A 13,163-nucleotide genomic window follows, 5' to 3' on the forward strand; every position below is an offset into this window, starting at 1 on the left:
CGGTGGCCACGGTCGTGGTGGTGGGCGCCGGCCTCGCCGGGCTCGCGGCGGCCGCGCGCCTCGCCGCCGCCGGCCAGCAGGTGCAGATCCTCGAGCGCGCCGGCCGGGCCGGCGGGCGCGCGGCCCTGGCCCTGCACGGAGAGCGCGTGATCGACCCGACCGCGGCACGCGTCTCGACCGGCGACCGGGCGCTGCTCGCGCTGGTGCGCGAGGCCGGGCTCGGGTCCGAGCTGCTGCCGCTGCGACCCTGGCTCGCCGCCCAGCTTTGCGCGGGGAGCGCCGGGTTCGGGCCCGTCGCCGACGGGGAGCCCTGGGAGGTGGCGCGCACGCCGGGGGTTCGCAGGCGCGACGCCTGGCGCCTGCTCCGGCTCCCGCGCCTCGCGGCCCGCTATGCGCCGCACCTCGACCCGGCCTTCGCGGAGCGGGCCGCGCCGCTCGACGACCGCTCGCTGCGCGACTGGGGCTCGCTCTACTTCGGCCGCAGCGTCGTCGAGCGCTGGCTCGAGCCGTGGCTCACCGAACGCGCCCCGGCCGACGAGCGCGAGGCGAGCCGCGCGGCGTTCCTGCTGCGCTGGGCGCCCGAGCAGCGGAGCGAGGCCGGTGCCCTGCGCGAGCCGCCGGGCCTCCTGGCGGAGCGGCTCGGCGCGCGGCTCGGCGTGCGGCTCGCCTGTGCCGCCGGTGCCGTCGCGCCGCGGGCGGAGGGTGGGCTCACGGTCGCGCTCGAAGGCGGCGGGGCGCTCGCGGCCGACGCGGTGGTGCTCGCGGTGCCGGCCGCCGAGGCGCTCCGCCTCGGCGCTCCGCTCTGGGTCTCGGCCGAGCGCGACGTGCTCGCCGCCGCCCGCTGCGACGCCGCGATCACCTGGGTCGGCGCGACGCGCCCGCTGCCGGTCTCGGCGCCGACGCGCGTGCGGGTGCCGCGCGCGGAGGGCTCGCCGCTCGCGCTCGTGGCGCTCGAGCCGGAGCCCGCGCGCACGGCCGGCGAGATCGGCAGGGGGCGGGTCACGGCCCTGGCCCGTGAGCCCTGGAGCACGGCGCACCTGGACGCGCCGGACGACGTCGTCGCCAAGCCGCTGGTCGAGGCGATCGCGCGCATCCTCCCCGGCGGGCTCGAGCCCCCGGGAGACGCGATCGTGTGTCGATTCCCCGCGGCCTGGCCCCGCTTCGATGTGGGCAGCTTCCGCCGGCTCGCGCGCCTGCGCGCGGCGCAGGCGGACCGCCGCGCGGCCGGCCGGCGCCTCTACCTGGCCGGCGACTGGCTCGCGGCCCCCACGCTGGAGGGCGCCGTCGCGTCGGGACGCCGTGCGGCGGAGGAGGTGCTCGCCGACCTCAACGCAGCGCGACCTGGGTGACGCCCGCGCCGCCCGCCTCGGGCGGGGCGGGGTCGAAGCGCTCGACGTAGGGCGACCCGGCGAGGTGCGCGCAGACGGCCTCGCGCAGCGCGCCGGTGCCGATGCCGTGGACCACGTCGAGGCGCGCCCGGCCGGCCAGCGCCGCGCGGTCGAGGGCGCGGATCAGCTCGGCGAGCGCCTCGTCGACGCGCAGGCCGCGCAGGTCGCAGCGCTCGTGGCCGCCGCGGCTCGGGGCGTCCCCGGCGCCGCGGCCGGCGGCCTCGAGCGAGACGCGCTCCGCCCGCTCGCGGCGCGCCTCCTCGGCGGACGGCGCGGCCGGCGGCGCCGCCACGCGCTCGCGCGGCAGCAGCACGCGGGCCGTCCCGAGCTGGACCGCGACGCGGCCGTGGCGGTCCGGCAGCGCCGCCAGCACGCCGACCCCACCGCCGACGACGGCGACGCGGTCGCCGGGCCGTGCGCGCTGCCAGTCGAGGGGCACGGCGCCGGCCGCCGCCCCCGCCCGGCCGCCGGCCCCGGCCGCCGGCAGGGCCTCCCGCGCGCGCGCCTCGATCGCGACGAGCGCGCGCCGGGCGTGCTCGGCCTCGCGCGCGCCCGGTGCCCGCTGCAGCTCGCGGATCACGCCCGCCACCTCCTCGTGTGCACGGCGGAAGGACTGCTCGAGGTCGCGGCGCATGGTGGCGTAGAGCTCGTCGCGCCGCGCCTCGTGCCGTGCGAGCCGGTCCTGGAGGGCGGCGCGTTCGCTCTCGGTCTCGGCGCGCAGGCGGGCCGCCTCGCTGCGCTCCGTCTCGAGCGCGACGCGGCTCGCGTTCAGCTCGGCGAGGGTGCGCTCGAGGCGCCTGTCGGTGCGGGCCAGCAGCTCGCCGGCGCGCTCCAGGACGTCCCGGCGCAGGCCCATGCGCGCGGCGACGGCGGTCGCGGACGACGCGCCCGCCACGCCGGCACGCAGCCGGTAGGTCGGCGCCAGCGTGTGTGGGTCGAACTCGAAGCTCGCGTTCTCGAAGCGCGGGTCGACCTGCGCCATCTCCTTGAGGAGCCCGTAGTGGGTCGTCGCGATCACCCGCGCGCCGGCCGCGGCCAGCGCTTCGAGCACGGCCTGGGCCAGCGCTGCGCCTTCGCCCGGGTCGGTGCCGTCACCGATCTCGTCGAGCACCACGAGCGTGCGCGCGTCCGCCTCCTCGACGATCCGGGCCAGGTTCGCGAGGTGGGCCGAGAAGGTCGAGAGGCTCTCGCGCAGGCTCTGGGCGTCGCCGATGTCGGCGAGCAGCCGCTCGGTCCAGTCGACGCGCGCGCCCGGCGCCGCCGCCACCTGCAGGCCGGCGCGCGCGCACAGCGCGGCGAGGGCCACCGCCTTCATCGCGACGGTCTTGCCGCCCGCGTTCGGTCCCGAGAGCACGAGCACGCGCACGGGGAGCCCGAGCCGCAGGTCGTTCGGGACGGCGCGGGCGGGGTCGAGCAGCGGATGCCGGAGCTGGGGCAGCACGAAGATGCCCTCGTCGCCGATCGCGGGCGCGACCCCGTCCCACTCGGCCGCGAGCGCCCCGCGCGCGAAGGCGAGGTCGAGCTCCTCGAGCCCGGCGAGGCTCGCGCGCAGCGCGGGCGCCTCGCGGCCGGCGGCGTCGGCGAGCTCGCGCAGCACGCGCGCCACCTCGCGCTCGGCGCGCAGCTCGGCCTCCCGCAGCTGGTTGTTCGCGTCGACCACGGCCTGCGGCTCGACGAACAAGGTGGTGCCCGAGGACGAGGCGTCGTGGACGATGCCGCGCACGCGCCCGCGCGCGTCGGCCCGCACCGGCAGCACGTAGCGGTCGTGGCGCACGGTGACGAAGCGGTCCGAGAGATGGGGCGCGATCTCGGGGTCGTGGAGCGTGGCGTCGAGGCGGCGCTGGAGCTCGCCCGCCAGCCGGCGAGCCTCGGCGCGCGCCGCAGCCAGCACCGGCGAGGCGGCGTCGCGCACCTGGCCCTCGGAGTCGAGCGCCGCGCGGATCTCGTCGGCGAGCGGCTGGTGGTCGCCGAGCCCGCTGCCGCGCGCGGCAAGGCGCGGCGCGTGTTCGCCCTGCCGTGCCAGGAAGCGGGCGGTGGCGGTGATCGCCTCGACCGCCGCAGCGGTGTCGAGCAGCTCCCCGGCACCCAGCCCGCCGCCGCGCTCGGCGCGCGCCAGGGCCGGCGCGACGTCGGGGAGGCCACCGAAGGGCGGCGCCGCGAGGGCCAGCACCGCGCGGGCCTCACCGGTCTCGGCGAGCCGCTCGCGCGCCTCGTCGGGATCGGCGGCGAAGCCGGCCGCCGGGTCTTCGAGGCGCCGGCGCGCGCCGGGCGTGCGCGCGTGACGGCGCAGGCGCTCGACGACGAGCGGCCACTCGAGGACGTCGAGGGTGCGGCGCGAGGCGTGCACGGGTGGCGCGAGAGGCTAGCCGCCCGCATGCGGCGGCGCGCTCCGCTTCCGCGCCCGGCCTACGCCGCGAGCTGCTGCAGATCCCGGATCCGCGCGGGGACCGGACCGGTTCGCCGACCCGGTCGTCGGCGCGGAGATCGAGAGGACGTCAGCCGGCGCCGGCCAGCAGCGCCGCGGCGGCGTGCGCGGGGACGGGGCGCGCCCGGGCCAGGAGCCCGAGCTGCTCTGCCGCCGCCCCGATCACCTCGCCGGCCGACCAGCCCGCCGCGCGCAGCGCGCGCACGCCGCTGTCGCCGTCGGCCTTGCTGAGCTTGCGGCCGGAGGCCTTCCGCAGGAGGCCGTGGTGGAGGTAGACGGGCGGTGCCTCGCGGCCGAGCAGGCGGGCGAGCTGGAGCTGGCGGCCGGTCGAGGCGAGCAGGTCCTGGCCGCGGATCACGAGCGCGACGTCCTGGTCACGGTCGTCCACCGTGACCGCGAACTGGTAGGTCCAGTTGCCGTGCCGGTCCCGCACCGCGAGGTCACCGCACTGGCGGGCGGGCGTCTGGCGCTGGGGGCCGAGGAGCGCGTCGTCGAAATGCTCGTCGCCTTCGGGCAGGCGGACGCGCCAGGTGAGGTCGGGCGCATCGAGGGGCACGGCGCGGGCGCGGCACGTGCCGGGGTAGCGCCGCTCGGCGCCGCCGCCCGACGCCGCCTCTGCCGCGCGGCTCCCGATCGCCCGGCGGCTGCACGCGCAGGCATAGAGGAGCCCGCGGGCCGCGAGCGCGCTGGCAGCCGCGCGATAGGCGGCGTCGCGATCGGACTGGCGGGCGGGGCAGGGCCCCGTCCGGTAGGCCGCGGTCGGGAAGAGGTCGGCGGCGAAGCCGAGCCAGTCGAGATCGTCGAGCAGGGTCTGCTCGTACTCCCGGCGGCAGCGCTGGCGATCGTGGTCCTCGATGCGCAGCAGCACGCGGCCTCCGAGCGCCCCCGCCACGCCCCAGACCACGAGCGCGTTGGCGACGTGCCCGAGGTGCAGGTGCCCGGTGGGAGCGGGCGCGAAGCGCGTGAGGGGGCGCTCCGGCAGGCGCGTGCGCAGCCGGGCCAGGTCGGGCCGGATGGGGTCCCCTGCGCTCAGATCGCCCGCATCCCCGTCGCGTGCTCGCCCAGGATCAGCATGTGGATGTCGTGGGTGCCCTCGTAGGTGCGCACGGTCTCGAGGTTCACCATGTGCCGCATCGCGCAGTAGTCGTCGACGATGCCGTTGGCGCCGAGCAGGTCGCGAGCCAGGCGCGCGATGCGCAGCGCCACGTCGACGTTGTTGCGCTTGCCCATCGAGACCATCACGTGCTCGAGCCGCCCCTCGTCCTTGAGCCGGCCGAGCCGCCAGGCGAGGAGCTGGCCCTTCGTGATCTCGGTGAGCATGTAGACGAGCTTCTCCTGCGTGAGCTGCTTGGCCGCGAGCGGGCCCCCGTCGACGACGCGTTCCTGCGTGTAGTGGAGCGCCTCGTCGTAGCAGGCCATCGCGGCCCCGAGCGCCCCCCAGGCGATCCCGTAGCGGGCCTGGGTCAGGCACGAGAGGGGCCCCTTGAGGCCGCGAACGCCCGGGAGCAGCGCCTCCTCCGCGGAGACCTCGACGTCGTGCAGGAAGAGCTCCGAGGTCACCGAGGCGCGCAGCGAGAGCTTGCCCTTGATGTCACGCGCCTCGAAGCCGGGCCGGTCCGTCTCGACCAGGAAGCCGCGCACGCCCTCGTCGGTGTGCGCCCACACGAGGGCCACCTGCGCGAGCGTGCCGTTGGTGATCCAGCGCTTGGTGCCGTTCAGGACCCAGGAGGCGCCGCGCCGGACGGCACGCGTGCGCATCCCCGAGACGTGGCTCCCGAAGTCCGGCTCGGTGAGCCCGAAGCAGCCGATCGCCCGGCCCGCGGCAAGGGCCGGCAGCCAGCGCTCCTTCTGCGCCTCCGATCCGTAGGCGTGGATCGGGTACATCACGAGGCCGCCCTGCACCGACGCGAAGGAGCGCAGCCCCGAGTCGCCGCGCTCGAGCTCCTGCATCACCAGCCCGTAGGCGACGTTGTTCATGCCGGCGCAGCCATGGCCGTGGAGGTTCGCCCCGAACAGCCCGAGCTCCGCCATGCGCGGGACGAGCTGCATCGGGAAGGAGCCGTCCTGCCGGACGTGCTCCCGGACGAGCGGCAGGAACTCCTTGCCGACGAAGGCCCGCACCGTCTCGCGGGCGAGGCGCTCCTCCTCGGAGAGCAGGTCGTCGAGGCGCAGGAAGTCCGCGCCCTGGAAGTCGGCCATGGGGAGGTCCTCCTCGATCGAGGGCCGCAGGTCCGGCCCAGGATAGACGAAGGCCCGGTCACCCCTCCGCGACCGGGCCTCGCCTGCGCTCCTGGCGGGAAATCGTTCTAGGCGGCCGCGTGGCCCTGCGCCTTCTCCATCTCGCGCAGCTTGCGGTCGATCGAGCGCAGCTTGCGGTCGATGCGGTCGATCTCGCCCTTGGTGGCGAGCGGGAAGGCGCCGAGCACGCCGGCGACGCCGGCCTCGATGCGGCTCTGGGCCTCGGCGCGCAGCGTGCTCGCCTGTTTCTGCGCCCGCTTCACGAGCGGCTGGCGCGCGATCTCCTTCTGGACGCGCGTGATCTCCCGCTGCGCCCGCTTCTCGATCGCCCTGCGGCGGGTCGTGAGCTCCTTCTCGAGCGCCTTGCGCCGGGTGCTCACCTGGCGCTGGATCCGGCGGATCCGGGTCCTGAGCTGGTCCACGCCCTCCTGGACGCGGCTCGATTGCTGGGCCATTCGGCTCTCCTTGTACGGGGAAGGACCGCAATCTAACACGGTGCGTCACTGCGTCAACAGGGGGTGGAGACCCACCCATCCTGCGTCCAGGACAGGGGATTCCATGAATCCGATCCAGGTCCGGATCGGATTGCGCAACGCGCCGCGGCGCCCCGGAGCCTACCAGCGGACGATCGCGGAGGCCCAGGTGAAGCCCGACCCGAAGGCCGTCATCGCGACGAGCTGGCCCCGGCGCAGCCGCCCCTCGCGCACCACCTCGTCGAGCAGCATCGGGATCGAGGCGGCCGAGCAGTTGCCGTAGCGCTCGATGTTGCTCGGGCAGCGCTCGGGCGGGATCCCCATCGACTGCGCCACGTACTCGTTGATCCGCAGGTTCGCCTGGTGGAAGAGGAAGAGCGCGACGTCGTCCTGCTTCACGCCGGCGTCGTCGAGCGCGCTGCGCAGCACCTCGGGCATGCGCGTGACGGCGTGCTTGAAGACGAAGCGGCCCTCCATCTTCGGGAAGTGCCGCCCCTCGGCCAGCATCGCCCCGGTGATGCGCTGCGGGAAGAAGCTCGAGCCCGGCGCCTCGATCCACAGCCGCGAGGCATGCTCGCCCTGCGCGTGCATGCGCACCGAGAGCACGCCCGAGAGGTCCTCCGGGTCCGCGTTCGCCTCCACCACGACCGCGCCGGCACCGTCGCCGAAGAGCACGCCGACGTCGCGGCCGCGGGTCGTGAGGTCGAGGCCCGTCGAGTGGACCTCGCAGCCGACGACCAGCACGCGCCGCATCTGGCCGGTGCGCACGAAGGCGTCGGCGGTCGCGAGCGAGTAGAGGAAGCCGCTGCACTGGGCGCGCAGGTCGAAGCAGGGGATCTCGGGCACCCCGAGCCGGTGGTGCAGGAAGAACGAGGTGCCCGGGAACTCGTGCTCGGGCGAGAGCGTCGCGAGCACGATCCCGTCCAGCTCCTCGGGCTCGATGCCGGCGGCCTCGAGGGCGCGGCGCGACGCCTGCTCGGCGAGCGTCGCCGGGCTCTCGCCCTCCGACACGTGGCGGCGCTCGGCGATCCCCGAGCGCTTGCGGATCCACTCGTCGCTCGTGTCCATGAGCCGCTCGAGGTCGTGGTTGGTCACCACGCGCTCGGGAACGGCAAGGCCGGTGCCGATGATCCTGGTACGGATGCTCATGCTTTCCCCTCCCGGTCAGCCGCCGAGCGACGCCAGGCGCAGCCGGCTGCGCTCGTCCACGTCCTCGCTCCAGACGCGCCCTTCGACCCCCTCGAGCAGCTCGCGCAGACCGAGGCCGCGCAGCGCCGAGATCGCGACGCCGCCCTCGCGGGCGGCGATCTCCTGGCCGAGCCCCGGTGCGAGCCGGTCGATCTGGTTGAAGACGAGCAGCTCCGGGGTGTCGCCGAGCTGCATCGCGTGGAGCACCCCGCGGACGGCGGCGATGCGCTCCGGGTAGTCCTCGGCCGAGGCGTCCACGACGTGCAGGAACAGGTCCGCGTCGCGCAGCTCCTCGAGTGTCGCGCGGAAGGCCTCCTGGAGGTCCGCCGGCAGGTCGCGCAGGAAGCCCACGGTGTCGGTGACGATCACCTCGCGCTCCCTGGGAAAGCGCAGCCGCCGGGAGGTCGGGTCGAGGGTCGCGAAGAGCTTGTCCTCGACCTGCACGTCGGCGTGCGTCAGCGCGCGGAGCAGCGTGCTCTTGCCCGCGTTCGTGTAGCCGACGATCGAGAGCACCGGCACCCCGCGCCGGTTGCGCCGGCTGCGGCGCCCCTCGCGCTCGCGGCGCAGGCCCTGGAGCTCCTTCTGGAGCCTTGCGATGCGGTCGCGCACGCGGCGGCGATCGACCTCGAGGCGCTGCTCGCCGGGCCCGCGCCCGCCGATCCCGCCGCCGAGCCGCGAGAGCCCGAGATCCTGTTGGGCCAGCCGCGGCAGCCGGTACTGGAGCTGCGCGAGCTCGACCTGGAGCTTGCCGTCCCGGCTGCGCGCGCGCTGGGCGAAGATGTCGAGGATCAGCTGGGTGCGGTCGATCACGCGCAGGTCGAGCCGCTCGCCGAGGTTGCGGGCCTGGGCCGGGGTGAGGTCGCGGTCGAAGATCACGAGGTCGACGTCGTGGCGGAATGCGGCCACGGTCAGGTCCTCGAGCCGCCCCTCGCCGATCGCCGTGCGCGGGTCCACCTGCGGTCGCTGCTGGGTGATGACGTCGACGACCTCGACGCCGGCGGTACGCGCGAGCTCGCGCAGCTCGGCGATCGAGTCCTCGGTGCCGGCGCGGCTGCGGCCGCCGCTCACCGCGACGAGGATCGCCCGTTCGCCTTCGCCGACCGCGCGCGTGCGGTCGCGGCGCGCGAGCTCCTCCTCGAGCGCGCCGATCCAGGCCGCGAAGTCGAGCTCGAGGCGCGAAGGCGCCGCCGGCGGGAGGCGTTCGATCACGGTGCCGTCGGCCGCCGCGGGGCGCAGGTGCGCGACGTGGGCGTCGCCCGGCAGGCCGTCGTCCTCGACCTCGAGCGCCACCATCGCGTCGAGGCGCAGCTTGGCGAGGTCGGTCAGGTCGTCGTGGGTGAGCGCCTCGCCCGAGGCGCCGTTCGCGGCGCGGGCGCCGCCGAGCCGGGTGCGGATGCAGCGGATCCCGCGCAGGCGCCCCTGGCCGGCACGCAGGCGGCCCCAGTCGGGCATCTCGAGCCGGCCGCGGGCGTCGCCGACCATCGCGTGCGTCACCGTGCCGCGTCGGTCCACGAAGACACCCACCGGCCGGCGGATGTCGTAGCTCAGCTCCGTGAGCTCGCGGGCGAACTCGTGGGTGACCAGGCGATCCGAGGGCAGGTGGCGGCGGTAGAGGCGCTCGAGGGCCCGGACCTGGCTCGCCTTGAGACCTTGGGTGTTGCCGAGAACGCGGATGGTGGGCGGCTCCTCGAAGGATCCGGGGCGCGGATGGGACGGACGGGTCGGGGACGTGGGACGCCGCGCAGGGTAACCCAGCGATCCGGGTGGGGCCTTGACCCCAGGGGGAGGATCCTCCCGGTCGGCCCGCCCGACCGCGCTCGCTCCCCGTGTCAGCAGCTCGCGATTCCGGGTTACCATGCCCGGCTCCGCAGACCGCGTCGCGCCTCGTGTGCTCGAGTCGCGCCCGTGCCGGGGCGAGTTGGGGTCCGCTCCCGGAGCAGACCCGGCAGCATCGGATCCTAGGGGGAGCGACGGCGTGAGCGAGCTGGCCTCGAAGGGGCGTCCGCTGGCGGTCGTGGTGCTGGCCGCGGGCCAGGGCAAGCGGATGCAGTCGGGCCTCGTGAAGGTGCTGCACGAGGTCGCCGGGCGGCCCATGCTGGCCTTCCCGCTCGAGCTCGCGGCCGCGCTCGACGCCGAGCGCGGCGTGGTCGTGGTGGGGCGCGACGCCGACAAGGTGCGGGAGGTCTTCGCCGCCCATCCCCTGTTCCGCGACGGCCGGGTGCGCTTCGTCGAGCAGCCGGAGCGGCGTGGCACGGGCCACGCGGTCCAGATGGCGCGCCCGGCGCTCGCGGGCTTCCGCGGCGACGTCCTGATCCTCTACGGCGACACGCCGCTCCTGCGCCTCGACACGATCGTGCGGATGCGCGAGCGCAAGGCGGCTGCCGGGCACGACCTGCTGATCCTCTCGGCGCCCGAGCCGATGCCCGGCGTGATCGTGCGTGGGCCGGACGGGCGCGTGGAGCGCATCGTCGAGCTGGTGGACGCGACGCCCGAGGAGCGCCGCCTCCGCGAGGGCAACACCGGTGTGTACCTGGTGGACGCGGAGTTCCTGTGGAAGGCCCTGGAGCAGGTCGACGACCGCAACGCCCAGGGCGAGCTCTACGTGACGGACATCGTGAAGATCGCCGTGCGCGAGGGGCGCTCGCTCGACGCGCTCTGCCTGGACGACGCCGAGGAGGCGCTCGGCATCAACACGCGCGCGGAGCTCGCGCGCGCGAACGTGGAAGCGCGCCGCCGCGTGGCCGAGCGGCTGATGGACGCCGGCGTGACCTTCGTGGACCCCGGGGCCGCCTGGCTCGACTGGAACGTCGAGGTGGGGCGTGACACGGTGATCGAGCCCGGCGTCGTGATCACCGGTCCCACGCGGATCGGCGAGCGCTGCCGGATCCGGGCCCACACGGTGATCGAGTCGTCGGAGCTGGCGGACGACGTCGTGGTCGGCCCGTCCGCGCACCTGCGCCCGGGCAACCGGCTCGCGTCGGGGGTGCGGATCGGCAACTTCGTCGAGCTCAAGAACAGCCGTCTCGGGGCCGGCGTGAAGGCCGACCACCTGTCGTACATCGGCGACGCCGACGTGGGGGAGGGCGCGAGCTTCGGCTGCGGCGCGATCACGGTGAACTACGACTGGGAGCAGAAGCACCGCACCGAGGTCGGCGCCCATGCCTTCGTCGGCTGCAACGCGAACCTGATCGCGCCGGTCCGGATCGGCGACCGCGCCTACGTGGCGGCCGGCTCGACGATCACCGGCCCGGTGCCCGACGGAGCGCTCGCGGTGGCCCGCGAACGGCAGCGCAACGTCGAGGGCTGGGCGGACCGGAAGCGACCCCCGAAGAAGAAGCCGAGGAAGGCGGAGGAGTAGGCCATGTGTGGAATCGTCGGCTACGTCGGGCGCGAGCCGCGCGCCCACGAGGTGCTGCTCGACGGCCTGCGCCGGCTCGAGTACCGCGGCTACGACTCCGCGGGCGTTGCCATCTTCGAGAGCGGGGCGATCGCGATCCGCCGGGCCGTCGGCAAGCTCGCCAACCTCGAGTCCGCGCTGCGGGACCGGCCGCTGGCCGGGCGGGTCGGCATCGGCCACACGCGCTGGGCCACGCACGGCAAGCCCTCCGAACGCAATGCGCACCCGCACAAGGCGGGCTCGGTCGTGGTGGTCCACAACGGCATCATGGAGAACTACCGCGAGCTGCGCGCCGAGCTCGAAGCCGACGGCCACCCGATCGCCTCCGACACCGACACCGAGCTGATCGCCCACCTGATCGACGACCGGCTCCGGGCCGGCAGCGACCTCGTCCGCGCGGTGCGCGAGGCCTGCGCGCGGGTGGTGGGGTCCTATGCCTTCGGCGTGCTCTCCGAGACCGATCCCGACCACATCGTCGTGGCGAAGCACGGGGGCAGCCCGATCGTGCTCGGCCTCGCCGAGAAGCAGAGCTACCTCGCGAGCGACATCCCGGCCATCCTGCCCTACACGCGCCAGATGCTGTTCCTCGAGGATGGCGAGTTCGCCGTGCTCTCCGAGGACGCCGTCCAGCTCCTCGATCGCGAGGGACGCCCGATCGACCGCGAGCCGCGCGCGATCGGCTGGGACCCGGTCTCGGCCGAGAAGGGCGGCTACGACCGCTTCATGCAGAAGGAGATCTACGAGCAGCCGCGCGCGATCACCGACACGATCGGCACCCGGGTGCTGGAGGCCGAGGGCGACCTCGACCTGAACGGCATCGACCTCTCACCGGCGAAGGTGGCGGCGATCCGCCGCGTCGCGCTGGTGGCGTGCGGGACGGCGTGGCACGCCTGCCTGGTCGGCAAGTACATGATCGAGCAGCTCGCGGGGCTTCCCTGCGAGGTCGATCTCGCGAGCGAGTTCCGCTACCGCAACCCGATCCTCGGCCCGGAGGTGCTGGTGATCCCCGTCTCGCAGTCGGGCGAGACCGCCGACACGCTGGCGGCGCTGCGCGAGGGCAAGGCGCAGGGCTCGCGGGTGCTGGCGGTCTGCAACGTGCGCGACGCGACGATCGCGCGCGAGAGCCACGACGTGCTCTACACCCACGCCGGCCCCGAGATCGGCGTCGCCAGCACCAAGGCCTTCACGACCCAGGTGGTGGCGCTCTACATGCTGGCGGTGAAGCTGGGCCTCGTGCGCGGCAAGCTCGCCCGCGACGAGGCGCGCCGCCGCGTGCAGGACCTGATGCGGCTGCCGCGGCTCGTCGAGCAGGCGCTCCAGCTCGACGGCCACGTCGAGCAGATCGCGCGCAAGTACATGCACGCCCAGGACTTCCTGTACCTGGGCCGGGGCGCGATGGTGCCGATCGCCTTCGAGGGCGCGCTCAAGCTCAAGGAGATCTCCTACATCCACGCCGAGGCCTACGCGGCCGGTGAGATGAAGCACGGCCCGATCGCGCTGATCGACGAGAAGATGCCGGTGGTCGTGATCGCGAACCGGAGCCCCATCTACGACAAGGTGGTCTCGAACCTCGAGCAGGTGCGCGCGCGCGACGGGATGGTGATCGCGGTCGCGAGCGAGGGCGACGAAGCGATCGCCCAGAAGGCGAACGACGTGATCTACGTGCCGGACCTGGGCGAGTACCTGACGGCGGTGCTGGTGACGGTGCCGCTCCAGCTGCTCGCCTACCACGTCGCGATGCTGAAGGGCACCGACGTCGATCAGCCGCGCAATTTGGCCAAGAGCGTGACGGTGGAGTAGCGGGAGGGGGAGAGGGAGCTTCGGGCGGGCGGCTGCAGCTGGCCGCTCGGGGCCTCGTGGGCTTCGCGCGGGGGGCGAGGGCGGCAGCTGAGCCGCCGGCTGGGGCCGCGTTTGCGAGGGCGCGCGTGGGGGGTTGGCGTCTGCTCTTGGGGGCGCTGCCGTGGGAGCCTCTGGCGGGGGCGCTCTTGCGCGGGCGCGCGTGGGGGGTGGCGTCTGCTCTTGGGGGCGCAGCCATGGGAGCCTCCGGCTGCGGG

9 protein-coding genes are annotated in these 13,163 nt (G+C 75.1%); 3 read left to right on the forward strand and 6 right to left on the reverse strand.

What is annotated here, in order from left to right; genetic code table 11:
• Window positions 1-2 precede the first annotated feature (2 nt).
• Window positions 3-1,349: an FAD-dependent oxidoreductase gene (locus OZ948_16470; protein ID MEB2346322.1), complete on the forward strand. Its 1,347-nt coding sequence runs from the start codon at window positions 3-5 to the stop codon at window positions 1,347-1,349.
• On the opposite strand, the gene OZ948_16475 is transcribed toward OZ948_16470, so the two are convergent.
• From OZ948_16475 to hflX, 6 genes are all read right to left on the reverse strand, one after another.
• The gene (locus OZ948_16475) at window positions 1,327-3,735 is read right to left on the reverse strand and encodes a Smr/MutS family protein (protein MEB2346323.1); all 2,409 of its coding nucleotides are present in this window, start codon (window positions 3,733-3,735) and stop codon (window positions 1,327-1,329) included. The two genes, OZ948_16470 and OZ948_16475, sit on opposite strands and share 23 nt — an antisense overlap.
• A gap of 148 nt (window positions 3,736-3,883) precedes the next feature.
• On the reverse strand, window positions 3,884-4,954 hold the full coding sequence (locus tag OZ948_16480; protein MEB2346324.1) for a glutamate--tRNA ligase family protein: 1,071 nt from the start codon (window positions 4,952-4,954) through the stop codon (window positions 3,884-3,886).
• Window positions 4,843-6,012, reverse strand: coding sequence for an acyl-CoA dehydrogenase family protein (locus tag OZ948_16485; GenBank protein MEB2346325.1), 1,170 nt, complete (start codon window positions 6,010-6,012; stop codon window positions 4,843-4,845). Before OZ948_16485 ends, OZ948_16480 begins: the two co-directional genes overlap by 112 nt.
• A gap of 107 nt (window positions 6,013-6,119) precedes the next feature.
• The gene (locus tag OZ948_16490) at window positions 6,120-6,506 is read right to left on the reverse strand and encodes a hypothetical protein (GenBank protein ID MEB2346326.1); all 387 of its coding nucleotides are present in this window, start codon (window positions 6,504-6,506) and stop codon (window positions 6,120-6,122) included.
• Between the two features lie 159 nt (window positions 6,507-6,665).
• Entirely contained in the window at window positions 6,666-7,673 is a 1,008-nt protein-coding gene (locus tag OZ948_16495) for a ketoacyl-ACP synthase III (GenBank protein ID MEB2346327.1), read from the reverse strand.
• 15 nt (window positions 7,674-7,688) lie between these two features.
• The gene (gene hflX / locus OZ948_16500) at window positions 7,689-9,569 is read right to left on the reverse strand and encodes a GTPase HflX (protein MEB2346328.1); all 1,881 of its coding nucleotides are present in this window, start codon (window positions 9,567-9,569) and stop codon (window positions 7,689-7,691) included.
• Between the two features lie 118 nt (window positions 9,570-9,687).
• Here hflX and glmU point away from each other — a divergent pair, with 118 nt between their 5' ends.
• Both glmU and glmS read left to right on the forward strand, forming a co-directional pair.
• Window positions 9,688-11,070: a bifunctional UDP-N-acetylglucosamine diphosphorylase/glucosamine-1-phosphate N-acetyltransferase GlmU gene (gene glmU, locus OZ948_16505; GenBank protein ID MEB2346329.1), complete on the forward strand. Its 1,383-nt coding sequence runs from the start codon at window positions 9,688-9,690 to the stop codon at window positions 11,068-11,070.
• A 3-nt stretch (window positions 11,071-11,073) separates the two neighbouring features.
• Complete coding sequence (gene glmS, locus OZ948_16510) at window positions 11,074-12,909, forward strand: glutamine--fructose-6-phosphate transaminase (isomerizing) (protein MEB2346330.1); 1,836 nt, start codon at window positions 11,074-11,076, stop codon at window positions 12,907-12,909.
• The last annotated feature ends 254 nt before the right edge of the window (window positions 12,910-13,163 follow it).

The sequence above is a fragment of the Deltaproteobacteria bacterium genome (assembly GCA_035063765.1).
GTDB lineage: Bacteria > Myxococcota_A > UBA9160 > UBA9160 > PR03 > CAADGG01.

Excerpts from the sequence above, each read along its gene's own strand:
- hflX (MEB2346328.1), bottom strand. The coding sequence starts at position 9,569 with ATGGTAACCCGGAATCGCGAGCTGCTGACACGGGGAGCGAGCGCGGTC.
- OZ948_16490 (MEB2346326.1), bottom strand. The coding sequence starts at position 6,506 with ATGGCCCAGCAATCGAGCCGCGTCCAGGAGGGCGTGGACCAGCTCAGG.
- OZ948_16485 (MEB2346325.1), bottom strand. The coding sequence starts at position 6,012 with ATGGCCGACTTCCAGGGCGCGGACTTCCTGCGCCTCGACGACCTGCTC.
- glmS (MEB2346330.1), top strand. The coding sequence starts at position 11,074 with ATGTGTGGAATCGTCGGCTACGTCGGGCGCGAGCCGCGCGCCCACGAG.
- OZ948_16495 (MEB2346327.1), bottom strand. The coding sequence starts at position 7,673 with ATGAGCATCCGTACCAGGATCATCGGCACCGGCCTTGCCGTTCCCGAG.